Annotated in this window: 18 protein-coding genes; 15 read left to right on the forward strand and 3 right to left on the reverse strand. The window is 65.8% G+C overall.

What is annotated here, in order from left to right:
- The first annotated feature begins 89 nt into the window (after window positions 1–89).
- The 3 genes from O2K97_RS14360 (at window position 90) to O2K97_RS14370 (ending at window position 5,634) form a co-directional block, all read left to right on the forward strand.
- Window positions 90–1,241: an efflux RND transporter periplasmic adaptor subunit gene (locus tag O2K97_RS14360; protein ID WP_269219788.1), complete on the forward strand. Its 1,152-nt coding sequence runs from the start codon at window positions 90–92 to the stop codon at window positions 1,239–1,241.
- Window positions 1,242–1,251: 10 nt separating this feature from the next.
- Window positions 1,252–4,458: an efflux RND transporter permease subunit gene (locus O2K97_RS14365; RefSeq protein WP_269219789.1), complete on the forward strand. Its 3,207-nt coding sequence runs from the start codon at window positions 1,252–1,254 to the stop codon at window positions 4,456–4,458.
- Between the two features lie 402 nt (window positions 4,459–4,860).
- Window positions 4,861–5,634 carry a hypothetical protein gene (locus tag O2K97_RS14370; RefSeq protein WP_269219790.1) on the forward strand — a complete coding sequence of 258 codons (774 nt, stop codon included), beginning with the start codon at window positions 4,861–4,863 and terminating at the stop codon, window positions 5,632–5,634.
- A gap of 235 nt (window positions 5,635–5,869) precedes the next feature.
- Here the strand turns inward: O2K97_RS14370 and O2K97_RS14375 are convergent, their stop codons facing one another.
- Both O2K97_RS14375 and nhaA read right to left on the reverse strand, forming a co-directional pair.
- Window positions 5,870–8,491 (reverse strand): TonB-dependent receptor, encoded by a 2,622-nt coding sequence (locus O2K97_RS14375; protein ID WP_269219791.1) that lies wholly within the window; start codon window positions 8,489–8,491, stop codon window positions 5,870–5,872.
- A 203-nt stretch (window positions 8,492–8,694) separates the two neighbouring features.
- Window positions 8,695–9,939 carry a Na+/H+ antiporter NhaA gene (gene nhaA / locus O2K97_RS14380; RefSeq protein ID WP_269219792.1) on the reverse strand — a complete coding sequence of 415 codons (1,245 nt, stop codon included), beginning with the start codon at window positions 9,937–9,939 and terminating at the stop codon, window positions 8,695–8,697.
- Between the two features lie 216 nt (window positions 9,940–10,155).
- Here nhaA and O2K97_RS14385 point away from each other — a divergent pair, with 216 nt between their 5' ends.
- The 12 genes from O2K97_RS14385 to O2K97_RS14440 all read left to right on the forward strand — a co-directional run bounded on the left by O2K97_RS14385 (window position 10,156) and on the right by O2K97_RS14440 (window position 20,059).
- Entirely contained in the window at window positions 10,156–11,568 is a 1,413-nt protein-coding gene (locus O2K97_RS14385; RefSeq protein WP_269219793.1) for a protein adenylyltransferase SelO, read from the forward strand.
- Between the two features lie 129 nt (window positions 11,569–11,697).
- Entirely contained in the window at window positions 11,698–12,219 is a 522-nt protein-coding gene (locus O2K97_RS14390; protein ID WP_269219794.1) for a DUF2975 domain-containing protein, read from the forward strand.
- Between the two features lie 12 nt (window positions 12,220–12,231).
- A complete protein-coding gene (locus O2K97_RS14395; protein ID WP_269219795.1) occupies window positions 12,232–12,450 on the forward strand; it encodes a helix-turn-helix domain-containing protein in 219 nt (72 codons plus the stop codon).
- A 195-nt stretch (window positions 12,451–12,645) separates the two neighbouring features.
- On the forward strand, window positions 12,646–13,062 hold the full coding sequence (locus O2K97_RS14400) for a DoxX family protein (RefSeq protein WP_269219796.1): 417 nt from the start codon (window positions 12,646–12,648) through the stop codon (window positions 13,060–13,062).
- Between the two features lie 176 nt (window positions 13,063–13,238).
- On the forward strand, window positions 13,239–13,721 hold the full coding sequence (locus tag O2K97_RS14405) for a MerR family transcriptional regulator (RefSeq protein WP_017505872.1): 483 nt from the start codon (window positions 13,239–13,241) through the stop codon (window positions 13,719–13,721).
- Between the two features lie 3 nt (window positions 13,722–13,724).
- Complete coding sequence (locus O2K97_RS14410; RefSeq protein WP_045809789.1) at window positions 13,725–15,509, forward strand: acyl-CoA dehydrogenase C-terminal domain-containing protein; 1,785 nt, start codon at window positions 13,725–13,727, stop codon at window positions 15,507–15,509.
- 96 nt (window positions 15,510–15,605) lie between these two features.
- Window positions 15,606–16,769 (forward strand): acyl-CoA dehydrogenase family protein, encoded by a 1,164-nt coding sequence (locus tag O2K97_RS14415; protein WP_269219797.1) that lies wholly within the window; start codon window positions 15,606–15,608, stop codon window positions 16,767–16,769.
- Between the two features lie 109 nt (window positions 16,770–16,878).
- Window positions 16,879–17,211: a GIY-YIG nuclease family protein gene (locus O2K97_RS14420; RefSeq protein ID WP_269219798.1), complete on the forward strand. Its 333-nt coding sequence runs from the start codon at window positions 16,879–16,881 to the stop codon at window positions 17,209–17,211.
- 120 nt (window positions 17,212–17,331) lie between these two features.
- Complete coding sequence (locus O2K97_RS14425) at window positions 17,332–17,589, forward strand: type II toxin-antitoxin system Phd/YefM family antitoxin (protein WP_039244788.1); 258 nt, start codon at window positions 17,332–17,334, stop codon at window positions 17,587–17,589.
- Window positions 17,586–17,846 carry a Txe/YoeB family addiction module toxin gene (locus tag O2K97_RS14430; protein ID WP_269219799.1) on the forward strand — a complete coding sequence of 87 codons (261 nt, stop codon included), beginning with the start codon at window positions 17,586–17,588 and terminating at the stop codon, window positions 17,844–17,846. The genes O2K97_RS14425 and O2K97_RS14430 overlap by 4 nt, the downstream gene beginning before the upstream one ends.
- The gene (locus tag O2K97_RS14435; RefSeq protein ID WP_269219800.1) at window positions 17,843–18,562 is read left to right on the forward strand and encodes a 16S rRNA (uracil(1498)-N(3))-methyltransferase; all 720 of its coding nucleotides are present in this window, start codon (window positions 17,843–17,845) and stop codon (window positions 18,560–18,562) included. Before O2K97_RS14430 ends, O2K97_RS14435 begins: the two co-directional genes overlap by 4 nt.
- Before the next feature lie 135 nt (window positions 18,563–18,697).
- Window positions 18,698–20,059 carry a glutamate--cysteine ligase gene (locus O2K97_RS14440; RefSeq protein ID WP_269219801.1) on the forward strand — a complete coding sequence of 454 codons (1,362 nt, stop codon included), beginning with the start codon at window positions 18,698–18,700 and terminating at the stop codon, window positions 20,057–20,059.
- Here O2K97_RS14440 and O2K97_RS14445 read toward each other — a convergent pair.
- Window positions 20,056–20,793, reverse strand: coding sequence for a hypothetical protein (locus O2K97_RS14445; RefSeq protein ID WP_269219802.1), 738 nt, complete (start codon window positions 20,791–20,793; stop codon window positions 20,056–20,058). The genes O2K97_RS14440 and O2K97_RS14445 overlap by 4 nt on opposite strands.
- Window positions 20,794–20,802 lie beyond the last annotated feature (9 nt).

Raw genomic sequence — 20,802 nt, forward strand, 5'->3', positions numbered from 1 at the left:
GGCAATGATGGCGTTTGTCTTTGAGCGCGGCCCTGGGACGCTGTAAGGGAAACGGCCATCGCCTGATCGCTCTTCAAGGACGTTTTTCCGTGCTCCAGACGACCCGACCCACACTTCTGGCCGGTGCGGCCGTTCTGGCCGTCCTGCTGCTGGCCGGCTGCGGCGGCGGAGACGACAAGAAGGCCGACGGCAAGGAGGCGGCCGGCGCGCGCCAGACCGTGACCGCCGCGACCGTGACCCAGATCAACCTGGCCCGCACGGTCAACGCCTCGGGCTCCGTCTCCGCCTGGGAAGAGGTGCCGGTGGCGGCCGAGACCGGCGGCCTGACCGCCGTCGCCGTCTATGTGGACGAAGGCTCCTACGTGCGTCAGGGCCAGCCGCTGGTGCAGATGAACGACGTCCTGCTGCGCGCCCAGCTGCGGCAGCAGCAGGCCCAGGTGCAGCTGGCCGAGGCCAATGTGGCGCGCGACAACGCCGCGCTCGATCGCGCGCAGCAGCTGAAGGAACGCGGCTTCCTCAGCCAGGCGTCGCTGGACACGGCCTTGGCCAACCAGCGCAGCTCGAACGCCAATCTGGCCGCCGCCCGCGCGGCCCTCAGCCAGACCCAGACCCAGTTGTCGCAGGCGACCATCCGCGCGCCCGTCGGCGGGATGATCATCAGCCGCAGCGTCACCAAGGGCCAGATCATCGCCGCCGGGACCGAACTGTTCCGCATGGTGCGCGACGGCCGGCTGGAGCTGGACGCCCAGGTGCCGGAAACCGAACTGTCGCTGGTCCGCGCCGGTCAGTCGGCGATCGTGACCTCCAGCGAGGCCGGCCAGACCACCGGCTCGGTCCGCATCGTCACGCCCGAGGTGAATGCGCAGACCCGCCTGGGCCTGGCCCGCATTTCCCTGGCGCCCGGCGCCCAGCTGCGGCCCGGCATGTTCGCCCGCGCCGAGATCGCCGTCGGCGATCAGCCCGCCCTGGTCGTGCCCGCCTCGGCGGTCGTCTATCGCGAGGCCAAGGCCGGGGTCTATGTCGTGGGCCAGGGCGATGTCGTCCGCTTCGTCCCGGTCACGACCGGGGTTCGCAGCGGCGACCGCGTCGCGGTCACGGGCGTCCAGGCCGGTCAGCGCGTCGTCGTGCAGGGCGCAGGCTTCCTGGGCGAAGGCGACCATGTGACGGTGGCCCCGGCGACCGCGGCGCCCCAGCCGGCGACGCCCGCCGCCCCTGCCCCCGCCGCTGCAGCCGCGCGCTAGGATCGGACCGATGGGCTTTCAGAACATCTCGTCCTGGTCGATCAGGAACCCGATCCCCATCGTCCTGCTGTTCGTCGTCCTGACGATCGCGGGGACGATGAGCTATTTCAAACTCAGGACGAACAACTTCCCCGACGTGGATCTGCCGGTCGTCGCCGTGACGGTGGTCCAGGCCGGCGCCGCCCCGACCGAGATGGAGACCCAGGTCACGCGCCTGGTCGAGGATGCGGTGGCGGGCCTGGGATCGGTCAAGCACATCACCTCGGTCGTCAACGAGGGGGTGTCGACCACCTCCATCGAGTTCCAGCTGGGCGTGAACCTGGAGAAGGTCACCAACGACGTGCGCAACGCCGTCAGCGGTATCCGCCAGAACCTGCCCGCCGACGTGCAGGAACCGATCGTCCAGCGCATCGAATTCACCGCCATTCCCTTCGCCAACTTCGTGGTGCGGGCGCCGGGCATGAGCCCCGAGGAGCTGAGCTGGTTCGTCGACAATACCGTGGCCAAACGCCTGTTGTCGGTGCGCGGCGTCAGCCAGATCAGCCGTGACGGCGGCGTCAGTCGTGAAATCCGCATCAAGCTGGACCCCGCGCGGCTCGCCGCCTCGGGCGTGACGGCGGCCCAGGTGTCGAACCAGCTGCGCGCCTCCAACATCAACCTGCCGGGCGGCCGCGGCGAGATCGCGGGCGAGGAGCAGGCCATCCGCACCGTCGGTTCGGCCAAGTCGGTCGAACAGCTGCGCGAGACCCTGATCCCCATCGGCAGCCGCAGCGTGCGGCTGGGCGACCTGGGCCAGATCACCGACGAATGGTCCGAGCCGCGCGGCCGCGCCCGCTTCAACGGTCAGGAAGTCGTCGGCTTCGGCGTCTCGCGCGCCATCGGCTCGTCCGAGGTGGACGTCTATGACCGCGTCAAGGCCGAGATCGAGAAGCTGGACCAGGAGCGCGGCGACGTCACCATCGAGGAGGTGGCCAACACCACCGAAGACGTCGTCAACAACTTCCACGCCTCGGTCGAGACCCTGGTGCTGGGCGCCCTTCTGGCGATCGCGGTGGTCTTCATCTTCCTGCGGGACTGGCGCGCGACCCTGATCGCGGCGGTGGCCATGCCGCTGTCGCTGATCCCGACCTTCTGGGTGATGGACCTGACGAACCAGTCGCTGAACGTCGTGACGCTGCTGGCCCTGTCGCTGACCATCGGCATCCTGGTGGATGACGCCATCGTGGAGATCGAGAACATCGTCCGTCACATCCGCGACGGCAAGGCCCCCTACCCCGCGGCCATCGAGGCGGCCGACGAGATCGGCCTGGCGGTCATGGCGACGACGGCGACCCTGATTGCGGTGTTCGCCCCCACCGGATTCATGCCCGGCGTCGTGGGCCAGTTCTTCAAGAGCTTCGCCATCGCCACCTGCGTCAGCGTTCTGTTCTCCCTGCTCGTGGCGCGAACCCTGACGCCCCTGATGGGCGCCTATCTGCTGAAGCGCGACCAGGGCAAGGAGCACAAGGAGCCCTTCTGGATGGGGCCCTATCTGAAGGCCCTGAACTGGGCGCTGGGCGATGACTGGCGCAAGCGCAGGGCCGACCACCACCCGCGCGCAAGCTGGTTCCGCCGCAAGGTCGCGGACCGGATGTTCGATCACCGGCTGTGGGTGCTGGGGATGGGCGTGCTGTTCTTCATCCTGTCGATCATTCTGGCGACCAAGCTGCCGGGCGAGTTCATTCCGGTCGAGGACATCTCGCGCTCCACCGTGACGGTGCAGTTGCCGCCGGGCGCGACCTTGGCCGAGACGGATTCCGCCGTGCAGCGCATCAACCGCGAACTGATGAAACGGCCCGAGGTCGCGTCGGTCTATTCGTCCGTCGGTTCGGCGACGACCAGCTTCGGCCCCGGCGGCGGCGGATCGGCCGGCGAGGTGCGCAGCGCCAACCTGACCGTCAATCTGGTCGGGCGCTGGGATCGCAAGCTGAGCCAGCAGGAGTTCGAGCGCGACATGGGACCGGTGCTGCGCCAGATTCCCGGCGCGCGAATCCAGTTCGGCGCCGCGGGCGGAGGCGGCGGGTCCAGCCTTCTGACCATCGCCCTGGTCGGCGACGACCCCAATGTGCTTGAGCCCGCGGCCGCCAAGGTCGAACGCGAGATGCGCAGCATTCCGGGCCTGTCCAATGTGGTGTCCTCGGCCTCGCTCGTGCGGCCGGAAATCCTGGTCACACCGCGCGCCGATGTCGCCGCCTTGCAAGGGGTGTCGACCCAGGACATCAGCCAGGTGGCGCGCGTCGCCACCCTGGGCGACGCCGATCAGCTGTTGCCCAAGTTCAATCTGGGCGACCGCCAGGTGCCGATCCGGGTCATGCTGACGGAACAGGCGCGTTCGGATCTGGGCGTGCTGGAGAACCTTCAGGTGCCGACGGCGTCGGGCGCGACGGTGCCCCTGTCGGCGGTGGCGGACATAAGCTTCGGGGCCGGCCCCAACCAGATCAATCGTCTGGACCGACTGCGGGTCGCCAACATCACCGCCGAACTGACCGGCCTGACCCTGAGCCAGGGGACGCAGGCGGTGAACGATCTGCCGGCGATCAAGTCCCTGCCGCAGGGGGTCAGCCAGAAGCCGTCGGGCGACGCCGAAAGCTTCCAGGAGCTGGGCATGGGCTTCGCCTTCGCCATCATCACCGGCATTCTGTTGATGTATGTCGTGCTGGTCCTGCTGTTCAAAAGCTTCTTCCACCCGATCACCATCCTGGCGGCGCTTCCCGTGTCGTTCGGCGGCGCCTTCTTCCTGCTGCTGGTGACGGGCAAGTCGCTGTCCATGCCGGCCCTGATCGGCATCATCATGCTGACCGGGATCGCGGCGAAGAACTCCATCCTACTGGTCGACTACGCCATCATGGCGATCGACAAGGGGATGAACCGCCACGACGCCCTGATGGACGCCGCCCACAAGCGGGCGCGGCCGATCATCATGACGACCATGGCGATGGGCCTGGGGATGCTGCCCATCGCGGCGGCGTTCGGCGAAGGCACCGCCTTCCGCTCGCCCATGGCCATCGCGGTCATCGGGGGACTGATCACATCCACCGCGCTGTCGCTGCTGTTCGTGCCGGTGGTGTTCAGCCTGATAGACGGGGTCAAGCGCCGCCTGGAAGGCCGAATGGACAAGATGTTCCACGGCCAGCACGGGCATGAGGAGCCGGCGGCGATGGAGGATCGCCCGGCCTGATCCGCCCACGACGCTTGAACGACCAAGGCCCGGCGGTGCGATCCGACCGGGCCTTTCTTTGGACGGCTTAGAACTGGTCGCGTTCACACGAGGTGTTTCTCGTTGCCGTCCCGGAAATCGGGTCCGGCTGCAGCGATCCGTTATGTGCCATTTTGGCACCCGCCAAGCTTCCAAGAGTCCGGACCGATGTTGCACGAATGCCGTTCGCGGCCTACAGCCGAATGGTTAATCGGCGTTAGCCAAATCGTTGATTCGTCCCGCTCTGGGACGGCACGCATCTTGGACAGCGAAGGTTGGCAGGACGGGTGGAAAAAACCGTTCTGGTCAATGCTGGGGGGAGCTTGGAGGCCAAGCGACCGCTGAACACACAACGGCGAAAATCATCGCTTGGAGAGAATACTCATGAAACTCGCTTCCCTTATGGCTGGCGCTGCGGCGCTGGCGCTCGTCGCCGCTCCGGCCATGGCCGGAACTGTCAACCAAGGCGCTGCTGTCGGCGGCTTCTCGAAGGGCATGTACGGCGCTTACACGTCGGCCAACGGCACGACCGATATGGGCTTCATCGACTTCGTCAAGACCAATGGCCTTGGCGGTCAAGACAGCGGCATCTCGGTCTTCACCGCGACCGGCAGCTCGGCCAACAACAACGGCACGGCGTCGAACAATGACGGCGCGACCTTCACCCTGAAGGGCGCTGTGTCGACGGACTGCGCCTATTACACCGGCAACGCCTCGACCACGATCGACTTCGGCACCATCGGCATCTACGCCTCGGACGACACCGGCCCGGCCAACGCCTTTGACATGACCGCTCCGGCCAACGTCACCATCGACACCAACCTGGCCGGCTGCAACACGTCCAACACCGTCACCGTGTCCAAGAACGACATCCGCGGCCTGGTGAACAACTCGGGCGCCGGTTACGACTCCAACGTCTTCCAGGCCAACCTGCCTTACTCGGTCACCGGCACCTACACCGCCGGCGCCGTCGGCTCCACGGCCGCCGCGACCAACGGCAACTACATCAACCTGGCCGCCAACGCCAACTCCACCAGCGCCAGCCACGGCGCCTGGAAGTCGGCCATGGCCCTGAACGTGAACATCCCCGTTCCGTCCAAGTCGCTGCTCGCCGGCGCCTATGAAGGCCAGCTGTCCGTCAATATCCAAGCCTTCTGATCTTCAGAACGACCTGAGAAACCGCGACAGGGGGCCCTCCGGGCCCCCTGTTTGCGTTTGGCGTCCTATCATCACGAAGGCGAGAAGACTCCCTGCTCAAGCTGCGGCGAGTTGAGGACGCATGTCGGGCCGCCTTCGACACCAGACGGCCACGACCCTTGACTTTAGCACCTATGAGAAAGGGCCGGCCGGTTTCCCGGTCGGCCCTTGGTCGTTCAGCCTTGAAGGCTGGCGATCAGTATTTGACCTTCAGCGTCACGCCGTAGGTGCGTGGGGCGCCGAGGTAGGCGTTATAGGTCGCCGTGTCGGTGGCCATATTGTAGTAGGTGCCGTCCGCCTGAGGCGTCGTGGTGTTGGCGAAGGCCGTGCCCTGCAGCGGGGCGGCGAAGCCGACCTGGGTGTATTCTTCTTCCAGCAGGTTCTGGCCCCAGACCTCCAGCGTCCAGCGCTCGTCGGCCGAACCGATCGAGACCCGGCCGTTGACGACGGTGAAGGCGTCCTGGTTCTTGTACGGCAGCAGGTCCGAGCCGGTGTTGTATTCGGTCGAATATTTGGCCGACAGGTTGAAGCCGCCACGCAGGCCGCCGCCCAGTTCGCGATCGAACGCCAGTGCGCCGGTCAGCGACCATTCCGGAGCGAACGAAGCACGCGCGCCCGGCAGCAGCGACAACTGCGGGAAGCGGCCGGGGCTGGACAGGTCGCCGGGGCCGAACACGCCGTATTTGGCGTCGGTGTAGGTCACGCCGCCCTGGAAGCTCAGGCCCTCGACCGGGGTGAACCAGACCATGTCGGCGTCGACGCCGCGCGATTTCAGCTCGGGGATGGATTCCACCACGAAGGCGGTGCCCAGGAAGGTGTTCAGCTGGAAGTTCTCAAACTTCTGGTCGAAGTAGGTGACGTTCAGCAGCATGGTGCGGTCGAACAGGGTCGTCTTGATCCCCGCTTCATAGCTGTCGACGGTCTCGGCCTCGAAGAACAGCGAGGCGTCCGGCGTCACGCCCGTCTGCACCCGGTCCATATTGTAGCCCGCGCCCTTGTAGCCGCGCGCATAAGAGCCATAGACCATGATCGACGGATTGAAGCGGTAGGACGCCTTGATGGTGCCCGACAGGTCGGTGTCGCTGAACTTCTCTTGAATCCTACGGCCGTCATATTGAGGGTTGGACCAAGGCAGGCACAGCAGGCCGAGCGCGGCGGTCGGCGTTCCGACGGTGCCGGGCAGACGGTTGGCCGGGTTCTGGTTCGCCAGGGCGCCGCCGCAAGCCGCGCCGTTGGTTCCCAGATTGTCCTGAACGCCCAAGAGACGCTTGCTGTCATAGGTGTAGCGCAGGCCCAGGTTGATATCGAAGGCCTCGGTCACCCGGTAGGTGTTGTTGGTGAAGACGGCGACCGATTCCGAACGCTGGGAATAGTGGTCCTCATACGCCTTGCCGGCGCTGAATACCGGGGCGGTCGGGCTGGGCGGAACCAGGCCGAGCACGCACAGGGGTTGCCCCAGCAGAGGGCCGCTGGTCCCGACGGCGAAGCCCTGTGGGTTGGTGAAGCAGCCGGTGCGCGCCGGGCTGGGGCCGCCGAAGGCCGCCGGCACGCTGGCCGTCAGCAGCAGGGACGCAAAGGCGTTGTAGTCCGAGCCATAGACATAGCTGTCGTCGCGATAGACGCCTTCTTTGGTGGCGAACAGGCCGACCAGCCAGTCGAACTTGTCCGTCGCGCCGGCCAGGCGGAACTCTTGGGTCAGGTTGTCGACGCCGTAGCCGTTGGAGCCGTCGTTGGCGCGGTACAGAATGTCCGCGCCGGTGTAGTCGAGGTCCATCCCTTGCTGGAAAGACCAGTCGCGCCATGAGGTCTGCGACGTCAGGGTGGCGTTAATGCTGGGGAAGTCGATGGTCGCTTCCGCCGACAGACCCATGTCCTCGATTTCCTGCGGCGTCTCGCGGTTGGAATAGGCCAGACGCGAGAAGGGCACCGTGCCGAAGCCGGCGACCGGCGGACGCTGGCCCGGACCGTTCGGCGCGGTCAGGGCTGCGATGAAGGCCTGCGACGGGCCGACGCGCGTCTGCACGGCGACGCAGCAGTATTCCTCACGCTTGGTGTAGTCGGCGATCAGGCGCACCGAGACATCGTCGCTGGGCAGGATCAGCAGCTGGCCGCGCGTCGTCCAGTAGTCCTGGGTCTGGTCGTCCTTGCGGGTGTTGGGGCCGTCGCCGTTGTTGACGTCGTAGAAGCCGTCACGCTCGCGGTGCGCGACGAACAGGCGACCCGCGATCTGGTCGGTCAGGCCGCCGGTGACGGAAACCGAACCGCCGATGGCGCCGAAGTTGCCCCCGGTCAGTTCGCCCGAGATCGACGGATCGAACGACGGACGCTCGGTGATGATGTTGATGACGCCGGCCGAGGTGTTCTTGCCGAACAGGGTGCCCTGCGGGCCCTTCAGCACCTCGATGCGGCTCAGTTCGCCCAGGTCGCCGAAGCCGACCGAGTTGCGCGAGCGATAGACGCCGTCGATCACCACGCCGACCGAGCTTTCCAGGCCGGGGTTGTCGCCGACGGTGCCGGCGCCGCGGATCCGCACGGTAGTCGAGGCTTCGGACTGGGTCGAGGTGACGGTCATGCCTGGCGTCAGGATCTGCAGATCCTTGATGTCCTGCACGCCCGCGCCGTCCAGGATTTCCTGCGACAGGGTCGTGACCACGATCGGCACGTCCTGCAGGCTCTGTTCGCGCTTCTGGGCGGTGACGATGATGTCGTCGACGCTGGCGGGCGCTTCCTGCGCGGCGGCGACGCCGGCGAAGCCCATGACGGCGGCGCCGATGACGGCGGCGGACACGGTTGTCCTGAGTTGAAGATTGCGGCGCATCGGCGTCCTCCCGGCTGAAGTTGCGACGCCATTGGCGATCGCAGCGTTTCCTGTTCCCTCGACGTCCCCTACGTGGGGGATCATTCGTTGGGGACAGGCTAAGCGCGGTTCGGGCCGACCGACAAGCGAGCGTTGTTACCCGCGACCATTTTTCGCCGTGGATTCGCCTTTGTGTGTCGAGGAAGCGACAGAAAACGCTGACGCTAGGTCAGTTTTTGCCCGTCTTTCGGTCCCAGAGGCTCGACCTCAGGGTGCAGGGCGGCGGGATCCACCTGGCGGGCCCGACCGGCGAAACCCAGCACCAGGGCCGCCGCGATCGCCGACAGGATCGAGCCGCCGATGACGCCCAGCTTGACCTCGACCTGTTCGGGCGAATCGACCGCGCCGGGGAAGGCCAGAACGCCGATGAACAGGCTCATGGTGAAGCCGACCCCGCACAGCAGGGAGACGCCATAGACTTGCAGCCAGCTGGCGCCCGTCGGCCGCGCGCCGATCTTCAGCGCCGAAGCCAGCCAGGCGGCGCCCAGGACGCCGATCTGCTTGCCGACGAACAGGCCCAGGGCGATGGCGATGACCAGGGGCGCGAACGCCTGCTCCATCGACAGACCGGCGAAGGAGACGCCCGCCTTGGCGAAGGCGAACAGCGGCAGGACCAAAAAGGCGTTCCAAGGGTGCAGATCGTGCATCGCCTCCTTCAGCGGGCTCTGACCGTCTTCGGCCCGGCCCTTGATCGGCACGATCATGGCGAAGGCCACGGCGGTGAGCGAGGTGCTGAGCCCCGACAGCACCGTCAGATACCAGACCAGGGCGAACCCCAGCACCCAGAAGGGCGCAGGGATGCGGATGCGGTGCGCCGCGACCGCGCCGACGGCCAGCGCGCCCAGCGCCCAGAACAGCGGCGTCCAGTTCGCGCCCTCGCTGAACAGCACGGCGATCAGGGCGATGGCGCCCAGGTCGTCGACGATGGCGAGCGTCAGCAGAAAGACCCGCAACGACGACGGCAAGCCCTTGCCGACGAAGCCGAAGATGGCCAGCGCAAAGGCGATGTCGGTCGCCAGCGGGATGGGCCAGCCGGCGTGCGGCGCCCCGATGGCGCCGGACAGCAGCAGATAGATCGCCGCCGGCCCCGCCATGCCTCCGAGCGCCGCCAGCACCGGCGTGGCCAGTTTGCGCGGGTCGCTCAGTTCGCCGCGCACGATCTCGTATTTGATCTCCAGCCCCACGACGAGGAAGAAGATCGCCATCAGACCTTCCTTGATCAAGTCGGAGATGGTCTCCTCCAGCCGGATCGGGCCGATCTGAAGCACATGATAGCTCTTCAGCCAGGCGAAATAGTCGGCCGACCAGGGCGAGTTGGCGACCAAGACGGCGGCGATGGCCGCCAGGGCCAGGGCCGAGCCGGATGCGGCCTCGGTCTTGAGGAAATCGAGTGTCAATTTGCGCGCCACGGCGGCCTCCTAGCGAACGGAAGTTTCGTCGTGACGCCAGGTTATCGACGGGCGTCGGACCGGATTCGTAGCGCCCCGTAAAGGACGACGCCGGCCTGGCCGCGAGGCGCGACCTGATCTCTGGGCACAAGAATACGGAACCCGGAAGAAGGTTCAACCCCAACCGTGGCCGTAAGGCGACTTGCGAAACCGGCGCGACCGCTGCACCTAACCCCTATGCCCGTCTCCCCCGCCTACCGCCCCGAACCGCGCTTCTTTGACTTGGGCGCGGACTATGCCGATGCGGTTCTGGCCACGGACTTTCCGAAGACGATCATGCGGTTTCGCAACGACCGCGCGGCCGCCGAAGTCGGGCTGGAGGGGCTGAGCGAGGCGGAATGGATCGCCGCCTTCGGACGGTTCGAGCCTCTGCCGGGGCAGCCCGGTCCGGTCGCCATGCGCTATCACGGGCATCAATTCCGGCACTACAATCCCGATCTGGGCGACGGGCGCGGGTTCCTGGCGGCGCAGATGCGCGACGCATCGGACCGGCTATTGGATTTGGGCACCAAAGGCTCCGGCCAGACGCCCTGGTCGCGTGGGGGCGATGGGCGGCTGACGTTGAAGGGCGGGGTGCGCGAGGTGCTGGCGGCGACGATGCTGGAGGCGCTAGGCGTCCCGACCAGCCGCGCCTTTTCGCTGATCGAGACCGGCGAGGCGCTGGAGCGCGGTGACGAGCCTTCTCCGACGCGGTCGGCCATTCTGGTGCGGCTGTCGCACAGCCATGTGCGGTTCGGCACATTCCAACGCGCGGCCTATCTGGGGCGCAAGGACCAGATCGAGGCGCTGATCGAACATGTGCGCACCCTGTATCATCCGGGCGTCGCCGCCGGCGATGCACCCGGCCTGCTGCGGGCTGTCGTCGAGGCCTCGGCGAAACTGACGGCGCGGTGGATCGCGGCCGGCTTCGTGCACGGGGTGCTGAACACCGACAATCTGAACGTCACGGGCGAGAGCTTCGACTACGGCCCCTGGCGGTTCCTGCCCGAATACGACCCGGCCTTCACCGCCGCCTATTTCGATCAGACAGGCCTCTACGCCTTCGCACGTCAGCCGGAGGCGGTGTTCTGGAACCTGACGCAGCTGGCCGGGTGCCTGAAACTGGTCGCCGAGGTCGAGCCGCTGACGGATGCGCTGAACGGCTTCGGTCCCGCCTATATTCGCGAACTGAGGGCCGCGTTCTTGATGCGGTTGGGCGTCCACAGCCTGGGCGAGGCGGCGGATCAGCGGCTGGTGGATACGACCCTGACCCTGCTGAGAGAGGGCGGCGCGGCCCTGCGGTGGGAGCCGCTGTTCTTCGACTGGTTCGGCGGCTTCGCCTCCTCGGCCCGCGCCCTGTCGGGACCGCGTGCGAAATGGTACCAGGGCGAGGCCTTCGACGCTTTCCGCTTTGCGCTGATGGAACACGAACCGGATCGGATCGAACGGCTGGAACATCCGATGTTCGCCGCGCGCGAACCGGAGGAGATGTTGATCGGCGAGGTCGAGGCGATCTGGGCCGCCATCGCGGACGCCGACGACTGGGCGCCCTTCCAGGACAAGCTGGATCGACTGGAGGCGGCGCGTGTTGCCTGGGGGTTCACCGCCTGAGGCCGAACCTTACGAAAGCTTCACCTCGTTTATCGATAATTTTCTTGCCCGTTTATCGATAAATCCATATCGATAGTCACCAAGGCGGTCGCGGAGGGCGACCTGAATGGAAGGGCTTTCGAGATGAAGATGATCGGCAAATATTCCGTCGCCAGCGCCCTGCGCTGGCTGCTGGGCTTCGTCAATGTGTTCGTGATGATCGGCGCCATCGCCACCATCCTGGTCTTCCTGTTCACCCTGATCGTGCCGAGCTTCGGCGCCGGCCTGATCGACGGACTGAAGGGCGTCAGCGTCGAGCCGCACAGCAACCTGCAATTGACCGGACGTCTGACCCTGCTCGGCGCGGCGATGGCCTGCGGCTTCACCTGGTGGATCATCAATCGACTGCGGCGGATCCTGCTGTCGGTAAATCAGGGCGACGCCTTCGAGTTCGCCAACGTCAAACGGCTGCAGGGCGTGGGTCTGGGCCTGATCGGCATTCAGCTGACGGCGCTGCTGCTGGTCTTCGTCGCCCCGCAGAGCATCGGCCAGTCGCCGTCCGACTACGACTTCGACCTGGGCTCCTGGCTGGGCATTCTGGTGGTCTTCATCCTGGCGGAGGTGTTCCGGCAGGGGTCGGCCATGCGCGACGAACAGCTGACCACGGTCTGAGGAGCGCGCGCCATGATCATGATCCAACTGGACCGGCTGCTGCTCGACCGCCGCATGTCCCTGACCGAACTGTCCGATCGCGTCGGCGTCACCCTGGCCAATCTGTCGATCCTGAAGACCGGCAAGGCCCGCGCGGTGCGCTTCTCCACCCTGGACGCCCTGTGCCGCGAACTGGACTGCCAGCCCGGCGACCTGATCGTCCAGACGCCGGGGCCGCAGCCCGAAGACTGAAATCGCGCTGCAAAGCTTTGTGGGGCATTGGGAATCGGCCCAATGCCCCCGGCTCGTAACAGAAAGTCATCAACTGATGTCATCAGTTGATGTCATCGCATGATGACAACGCTCTGAAGCGCCGCTATATAAGCTTCAGCGAACGGCTCCTGAGGTCGGATCGCAGCCGTTCATGACCTTCAGGCGTCCTCCCCGATGACCACCTCGACCTTCACCACCGCGCCGTCGCGCAACCGCGCCGCCTACGCCAACATCGCCCTTTGGACGCTGCAGGGCTGGATCGCGATGTTCTTCATCGCCGCCGGCTACGCCAAGCTGACCGAGCCGATGACCAACCTGATCAATCTGATGGGCTGGCCCGCCGTCGCGCCCGAGAACATGGTGCGCGGCCTGGGCGTAGTCGAGATCGTTCTGGCCATGGGCGTGTTGAGTCCGGTGATTTCGTGGCGGGTGGGTCGCCCCCTGCTGCTGACGGCGGCGGTCGGCCTGATCGTCATGGAAGCGACCATGATGATGATCCACGCGCTGAGCCAGGACTTCGGCCTGGCGGCGGTCAACGCCGTCCTGCTGGCCATCACCGTCCCGGTGCTGCTGGGCCGCCGCAAGGTCTGAAGCTGAAAAAGATCGAACGCCGGACCCCTCTCCCCCCTCCAGTCCGGCGTTTGCGCCCGGAGCTTCCCCCCAGGCTCCGGGCTTTTTCATGCCTGAACGTCGGTAAGGGGGAAAAGCTTACCCTTACGTGCGCGTAAGCCTCTTCCCTTTACGCGCACGTCAAGTTATGAAGGCGTATGGCCACCGCCGACGACCACCGCACCTATTCCATTCGCCAGCTGTGCCGCGAGTTCGGCGCCACGGCGCGCGCCCTTCGATTCTACGAGGACAAGGGCCTGCTGACGCCCGCGCGCAAGGGCCAGACCCGCGTCTATGACGCGCGCGACCGCGCCCGGCTGAAACTGATCCTGAGGGGCCGCCGCATCGGCTTCACCCTTCAGGAGATCCAGGACATGATGGATCTCTATGATCAAAAGGATCACAACGTCCATCAGATGGCTGTGGCCCTGGTGCGGCACCGCGCCCAGATCGCGGCGCTGAAACAGCAGCTGGAAGACATCGAAGGCGCCATCGAGACGGCGGAGACCGCCTGCGCCTGGATGGAATCCAAGCTGTCCGAACACCGCCCCGACCTGCTGCCGGGCGCCGAAGACTACGAGAAGCTGCTGCGCGCGCGTCTCAACCACGACCACCACCACCCCTTCAAAGCAAGAGCGTAATCCATGGCCTACAAGGCGCCTGTCCGCGACTTCACCTTCATCCTGAATGAAGTGCTGGAGATCGACCGCTACACCAACCAGCCGGGCTTCCAGGACGTCTCTTCGGATCTGGTCAGCCAGATCCTGGAAGAAGGCGCCAAGTTCGCCGACGAGGTCATCGCCCCGATCAACAATCCGGGCGACAAGGAGGGCTGCCACTGGGCCGAAGGCGGCGTGGTGACGGGACCCAAGGGCTGGAAGGAAGCCTACAAGGCCATGTCGGAAGCCGGCTGGATGGCGCTGGCCGCCGACCCGGCATACGGCGGTCAGGGCATGCCCAGCGTGGTGGCCTCGGCCTTCGGCCAGATGACGGCCGGCGCCTCGGCCGCCTTTTCGATGTATCCGGGCCTGACGGCCGGCGCCTATGCCGGCATCCACGCCAACGCGTCCGAAGAGCTGAAGCAGAAATACCTGCCCAAGATGGCGACCGGCGAATGGTCGGGCACGATGAACCTGACCGAGCCGCAGTGCGGCACGGACCTGGGCATGGTGCGCACCAAGGCCGTGCCGAACGGCGACGGCTCCTATTCGATCACCGGCCAGAAGATCTGGATCTCGGCGGGCGAGCACGACTTCGCCGACAACATCATCCACACGGTGCTGGCCCGCGTCGAAGGCGCGGTTCCGGGCATCAAGGGCCTGTCGCTGTTCGTCGTGCCCAAGTTCCTGGTCAATGAGGACGGCTCGCTGGGCGAACGCAACAGCCTGGAATGCGCCGGGCTCGAGCACAAGATGGGCATCCACGGCAACGCCACCGCCGTCATGCAGTACGACGGCGCCAAGGGCTGGCTGATCGGCGAAGAAGGCCGCGGCATGAACAATATGTTCGTCGTGATGAACGAAGCCCGCCTTGGCACCGGCCTGCAAGGTCTGGCCATCGGCACCGCCGCCTATCAGGCCGCCGTCGAGTTCGCCAAGGACCGCCTGCAAGGCCGTTCGCTGACCGGACCGAAGAACCCGGACGGCCCGGCGGACAGCATCATGGTCCACCCCGACGTGCGCCGCATGCTGCTGGAATCCAAGGCCTTCGTCGAGGGCGGCCAGGCCTTCATCCTGTGGACCGCGCTTCACGCCGACCTGGAGAAGTCCGAGGACGCCGCCGTGGCCCAGAAGGCCAAGGATTACATGGGCCTGCTGACGCCGGTGCTGAAAGCCTATCTGACCGACAAGGGCTTCCACGTCGCCTCGCTGGGCATGCAGGTGCACGGCGGTTCGGGCTACACCGAACACTTCACCGCCTCGCAGTATCTGCGCGACGCCCGCATCACCATGATCTACGAGGGCACCAACGGCATCCAGGCGCTGGATCTGGTGGGCCGCAAGCTGCCCGCCAACGGCGGTCGCGCCATCATGACCTGGTTCGGCGAGATCGACGCCTTCGTCGCCGAGAACAGCGGCAATGAAGCGATCAAGCCCTTCGTCGACGGCCTGGCGGACGTGAAGGCCAAGCTGCAGGACGGCACCATGTGGCTGATGCAGAACGGCATGGCCAATCCGGACAACGCCGGCGCCGCATCGACCGACTATCTGAACGTCTTCGGCCTGACGGCGCTGGCCTATATGTGGGCCCAGATGGCCAAGGTCGCTCAAGCGCAGGTCGAGGCCGGTTCGACCGACCCCTATTACGCCAACAAGCTTCAGACCGGCCGCTACTTCGTCGAGCGCATCCTGCCCGACGCGGAAGCCCATCTGAAGAAGATGAAGACCGGCGCCGACGTGCTGATGGCCATGCCGGCCGAGGCGTTCTGATCTCAGACTGACGACGAAACGGGTCGGCGATCTCGCTGGCCCGTTTTTCTTACCGACCAGACGGGCAAAAGCCCGCGAACCTCAGGGACGAAACCGATGAACGTGCTGGGCAGCCCCGATCCCGATTTCATGCGTGAAGAAGAGATCACCCTCTTCTCCGACAGCGTCGGCAAATGGATCGACGAGCACGCGCCGCTTGAGAAGGTCCAGCAATGGATCGCCGACTCCTCTGTGCCGCGCCAGCTGTGGAACGACGCGGGCGAGGCGGGTCTCTTGGGCCTGTCGCTGCCGGAAGAGGACGGCGGTTTCGGCGGCGACTATCGTCACGAGGTTGTCTTGATGCGTCAGCTGGGCTGGAAGGGCGCGGACCACTTCGGCATTTCGCTGCACAATGCGATCGTCATGCCCTACATCTGGCATTACGGCACCGAGCAGCAGAAGCAGCGCTGGCTGCCGCGCCTGCAATCGGGCGAACTGGTCGGCGCCATCGCCATGACCGAACCGGGCGCGGGCTCGGACCTGCAAGGCGTCAAGACCACGGCGGTCAAGTCGGGCAACGGCTATGTCGTCAACGGCTCCAAGACCTTCATCACCAACGGCCAGCTGGCCAACTTCCTGATCGTGGTCGCCAAGACCGATCCGGCCGAGGGCGCCAAGGGCACCTCGCTGATCGTGGTCGAGACCGATGGCGCGGAAGGATTCGAACGTGGTCGCAACCTGCACAAGATCGGCATGGAGGCCAACGACACCTCCGAACTGTTCTTCAACGACGTGAAGGTGCCGGGCGACAACATCATCGGCGGGACCGAAGGCCAGGGCTTCGTCCAACTGATGCAGCAACTGCCCCAGGAGCGGCTGAACATCGCCGTCCAGGGCGTCGCCGCAGCCGAGCGCGGCCTTGAAGCCACTCTGGCCTACGTCAAGGAGCGTAAGGCGTTCGGCAAACGCGTCATCGACTTCCAGAATACCCAGTTCAAGCTCGCCGAGGTCAAGACCAAGCTGACCGTCGCCAAGGTCTTCACCGACCACTGCATCGGCCTGCATCTGCAAGGCAAGCTCGACGCCGCCACCGCCTCCATGGCCAAATACTGGGTCACCGACATCCAGGGCGAGACCATCGACGAGATGCTCCAGCTCCACGGCGGCTATGGCTATATGAACGAATATCCGATCGCCCAGCTGTACAAGGACGCCCGCGTCCAGCGCATCTACGGCGGCACCAACGAGATTATGAAGCTGCTGATCGCGCGGACGCTGTAAGCCTTCTTCTTGTCATCCCCGACGAAGCGCAGCGAAGATCGGGGACGGTAAGCCATTCGCCTTGACCGCTCCCGGACAACCCGCAAGGGTTGCGCCGGGAGACGACGTCATGGCCAAGACCTTCTATGTCTATCTGCTCGCCAGCGGCCCCTGCGGCTATCTTTATGTCGGCGTGACAAACGACATCGTGCGCCGCGTCGCCGAGCATAAGTCTGGGATGGTTCCGGGCTACACCGCGGAACGCGGCATCGATCAACTGGTCTGGTTCGAAACCCATCAATACATCGACCAGGCGATCCTGCGCGAAAAGCGGATCAAGCGTTGGCTTAGGGAATGGAAGTTCGCTTTGGTCGAGAAGGACAATCCGCGATGGCTGGATCTTTATGGTGAAGTGCGGGCCAGCGCTGAGCCCGGTTCGGCTGCGCCGACCGGGCTGGCGTGAAGGTTTGGCTTCGTCCCGTCCCGGCTCTTCGCTTCGCTACGGCCGGGATGACAAGCGATTGCGATGCGTCACGCATGGAGGTCCATTGTTGAAGTGTACGCAATGTCGTACGTTTACACCATGAACGCGATGTCCGTCACCGAACTCCGCAAGAACCTCGCCGCGGCCATCGACCGGGTGACGGCGGATCATGACTACACGATCATCACGCGCGAGGGCGGTAAGCCGGCGGCGGTGCTGATGTCGTTGGAGGACTTCGCCTCCTGGCAGGAGACGGAGTATCTACTGCGCAGCCCGGCGAACGCTGCGAGGTTGCGTGAGGCGATCTCCGAACTCGATGCGGGCGGCGGCCAGGTTCGCGAACTGATCGAAGAATGAAGCTGACCTTCCAGACCTACGGGTGGGAGGATTACCTTCACTGGCAAGACCATGATCGAAAGATGCTGCGAAAGCTCAATCGGCTGATCATGGAATGCCAGCGGACGCCTTTTTCCGGGACTGGAAAACCTGAACCGTTGAAGGGCGATTTTTCGGGATGGTGGTCGCGGCGCATCGACCAGGAACATCGGCTCGTCTATCGCGTGACCGACGATGCGCTTTTGATCGCCCAATGCCGCTATCACTACGACCGATGATCCGCCTTCACGTTACATCGCCGCTCGCCGCCGCCGCGCCCGTCGCGCCCACGCTGGACCAGTCCCGCTATCTGACCCAGGTCATGCGGCTGAAGGCCGGGGACGATCTGCTGGTGTTCAACGGGCGCGATGGGGAGTGGCGCTGTACGGTCGCGGAAGTCCTGAAGAAGGGCGTGATCCTGCGCGCCGAGGAACAGGTGCGACCCCAGACCTTCGGTCCCGACCTGGAACTGATCGTGGCGGTGGTGAAGAAGGCGCGGGTCGAGACCATTGTGGAGAAGGCCGCCGAGCTGGGCGCGCGCCGGGTCCGGCTGGTCCTGACGAAACGCACCAACGCCGACCGCATCCGCCTGGACCGGCTGGACGCGATCGCCGAGGAAGCCGCCGAACAGACCGGGCGGATGGACGTGCCCGCCGTCGATGATCCGATCAAGCTGGACGCCCTGCTGGACAGCTGGGAGACCGGGCGCCGGCTGATGTTCTGCGACGAGACGGGCGGGGCGCCCGCCGTCTCGGCCCTGCGTGACGCAGGCGAAGGCCCCTGGTCCATCCTGATCGGGCCGGAGGGCGGATTCTCGCCGGAAGAGGGCGAGCGGCTGCGGTCCCTGCCCTTCACCACCGCCGTGTCGCTGGGCCCGCGCATCCTGCGCGCCGACACCGCCGCCATCGCCGCCATGACCCTGTGGCAGGCGGCCGTCGGTGATTGGGAACGATAAGTCCGCCCCTCAGGCAGCGAGCCGACGCGCGACGAGCGTCAGGGAAACACGAAAGCCCTCTTGAGCCTTGCCGCAATCTTGCCCATCTAGCCGCGACACACGGTCGCTTACGATGCGCCCGCAGGGGACTGACGCATGACCGACAACGCGCCGCTGACCCGGACCGACCTCATTGAGGCCATGTCCAAGGGGATCAAGCCCAAGGACCAGTGGCGCATCGGCGCCGAGCACGAGAAGTTCGGCTTCGACAAGACCACACTGGCGCGCCCCGCCTATGACGGTCCGAACAGCATCAAGGCCATGCTGGAGGGGCTGCAACGCTTCGGCTGGTCGCCCGTCGAGGAAAACGGCTTTCTGATCGGACTGGAGCGCAGGAACAGCGAAGGCTTCGTCGCCTCCGTCAGCCTGGAGCCGGGCGGTCAGTTCGAACTGTCGGGCGCGCCGCTTCTGACCATCCACGACATCTGCAACGAGACCGGCCAGCATCTGATGGAGGTCAAGCAGGTCGCCGACCAGATCGGCGTCGGCTTCCTGGGCGCCGGCTTCGACCCGCTGTGGACGCGCGAACAGGTGCCGGTCATGCCCAAGGGCCGCTATGACATCATGCGCGCCTATATGCCCAAGGTCGGCACCCTGGGCCTGGACATGATGCTGCGCACCTGCACCATTCAGGCGAACCTGGACTTCGATTCAGAAGCCGACATGGTGATGAAGTTCCGCACCTCGCTGGCGCTGCAACCCATCGCCACCGCCCTGTTCGCTTGCTCACCCTTCACCGAGGGCCGGCCGAACGGCTTCCTGTCGGCGCGGGCCAACGTCTGGACCGACACCGACGCCGACCGCACCGGCATGCTGGGTTTCGTGTTCGAGGAGGGTTTCGGCTTCGAGCGGTACGCCGACTATGCGCTGGACACGCCGATGTATTTCGCCAAGCGCGACGGCCGTTATGTCGACGCCTCGGGCCAGTCGTTCCGGGATTTCCAGGCCGGCAAAATGCCCGCCCTGCCCGGCCAATATCCGACCCTGAAGGACTGGAACGACCACCTGACCACCCTCTTCCCCGAGGTTCGGCTGAAGGCCTATCTGGAAATGCGCGGCGCCGACGGCGGGCCGTGGAGCCGGATCTGCGCCCTGCCCGCCCTGTGGGCCGGGGTTCTGTACGACGCGCCGTCGCTGGCCGCCGCCTGGGACCTGGTCAAGGACTGGGACATCGCCGACCACGAACGCCTGCGCCGCGACGTGACGCGCCTGGGCCTCAAGGCCGAGGTGGCGGGCCGATCGGTGCGCGACATCGCCGTCGATCTGGTGAACATCGCCAAACAGGGGCTGAAGAACCGCGCCAAATTCTCGGGCGGCATGGTGGACGAGCGCGGCTATCTGTCGGAACTGGAAGACATCGCCGACAGCGGGATCACGCCGGCTGAGCGCCTGTTGGACCTGTATCACGGCGCCTGGCAGGGCGACGTGAAGCGCATCTACGCCGACTTCGCCTACTAGGGGACGGTGTAGTCCGAGCAGTCCGGCAGAGGGCTGTCCGGCTGGTATTCACCCGTCTTGGCGTCGAAGGCGAACCGGCGGCTGAAGCTGCATTTCGGATCGCGCGCGGCGATCAGGTCGACGGGCTTCAGCGGCGGCTTCTCCAGCGAGTCTTCGGATCGCGAGGCGCCGCGCGGATAGGCCGTCGCCGTCGTCTCATAGGTCAGGACCGGCATTGCATCCGCCGCGTCGCTCGCGGTCAGGGTCGCAGCGAAACTGTATTCGTCGTGGCATGCGCCGGCGCGCTGGGTCATGTCCTCCTCGCTGAAACAGGCGCGGATCATCAGCGAACCCTGGATCGGCACGGTCAGCACCGGTGCGGCGCCGGTGTCGCCGTCCGCATCCAGCCGATAGAGCCGCAACTCCGTCGCCTGTCCGCCGCCGCCGGAATACATGCTGCGGCTCTCCATCTCGACCCCGGCCAGAAACCCACCGTCCGACAGCCTGATCAGGCCATTCCATGGCTTGTAAATTTCCACCTCGCCCGACGCCCCTTGCGGCGCGGCCGGCAGGGCGTCGGGCGCACGAACAACCGGGGTGAAGACCGGCTCGCCGTCACGCGTCTGCTGCGTCAGACCGACGCACTGAGTCCCATCGTCCGTGCAGGCCCGATCCTTGGCCAGGGTCAGGGGTTCGATTCCGTCCCCTGATAGCGGGGACTGGAGCATGGCGATCGCGGCGAGAAGCAAGATCATGAGTTGTTC

This window comes from Brevundimonas vesicularis, from assembly GCF_027105095.1.
GTDB lineage: Bacteria > Pseudomonadota > Alphaproteobacteria > Caulobacterales > Caulobacteraceae > Brevundimonas > Brevundimonas vesicularis_E.

Coding starts and splice junctions, on each gene's coding strand:
- O2K97_RS14365 (WP_269219789.1), top strand. CDS start 1,252: ATGGGCTTTCAGAACATCTCGTCCTGGTCGATCAGGAACCCGATCCCC.
- O2K97_RS14370 (WP_269219790.1), top strand. CDS start 4,861: ATGAAACTCGCTTCCCTTATGGCTGGCGCTGCGGCGCTGGCGCTCGTC.
- O2K97_RS14375 (WP_269219791.1), bottom strand. CDS start 8,491: ATGCGCCGCAATCTTCAACTCAGGACAACCGTGTCCGCCGCCGTCATC.
- O2K97_RS14385 (WP_269219793.1), top strand. CDS start 10,156: ATGCCCGTCTCCCCCGCCTACCGCCCCGAACCGCGCTTCTTTGACTTG.
- O2K97_RS14390 (WP_269219794.1), top strand. CDS start 11,698: ATGATCGGCAAATATTCCGTCGCCAGCGCCCTGCGCTGGCTGCTGGGC.
- O2K97_RS14395 (WP_269219795.1), top strand. CDS start 12,232: ATGATCATGATCCAACTGGACCGGCTGCTGCTCGACCGCCGCATGTCC.
- O2K97_RS14400 (WP_269219796.1), top strand. CDS start 12,646: ATGACCACCTCGACCTTCACCACCGCGCCGTCGCGCAACCGCGCCGCC.
- O2K97_RS14405 (WP_017505872.1), top strand. CDS start 13,239: ATGGCCACCGCCGACGACCACCGCACCTATTCCATTCGCCAGCTGTGC.
- O2K97_RS14410 (WP_045809789.1), top strand. CDS start 13,725: ATGGCCTACAAGGCGCCTGTCCGCGACTTCACCTTCATCCTGAATGAA.
- O2K97_RS14415 (WP_269219797.1), top strand. CDS start 15,606: ATGAACGTGCTGGGCAGCCCCGATCCCGATTTCATGCGTGAAGAAGAG.
- O2K97_RS14420 (WP_269219798.1), top strand. CDS start 16,879: ATGGCCAAGACCTTCTATGTCTATCTGCTCGCCAGCGGCCCCTGCGGC.
- O2K97_RS14425 (WP_039244788.1), top strand. CDS start 17,332: ATGAACGCGATGTCCGTCACCGAACTCCGCAAGAACCTCGCCGCGGCC.
- O2K97_RS14430 (WP_269219799.1), top strand. CDS start 17,586: ATGAAGCTGACCTTCCAGACCTACGGGTGGGAGGATTACCTTCACTGG.
- O2K97_RS14435 (WP_269219800.1), top strand. CDS start 17,843: ATGATCCGCCTTCACGTTACATCGCCGCTCGCCGCCGCCGCGCCCGTC.
- O2K97_RS14440 (WP_269219801.1), top strand. CDS start 18,698: ATGACCGACAACGCGCCGCTGACCCGGACCGACCTCATTGAGGCCATG.
- O2K97_RS14445 (WP_269219802.1), bottom strand. CDS start 20,793: ATGATCTTGCTTCTCGCCGCGATCGCCATGCTCCAGTCCCCGCTATCA.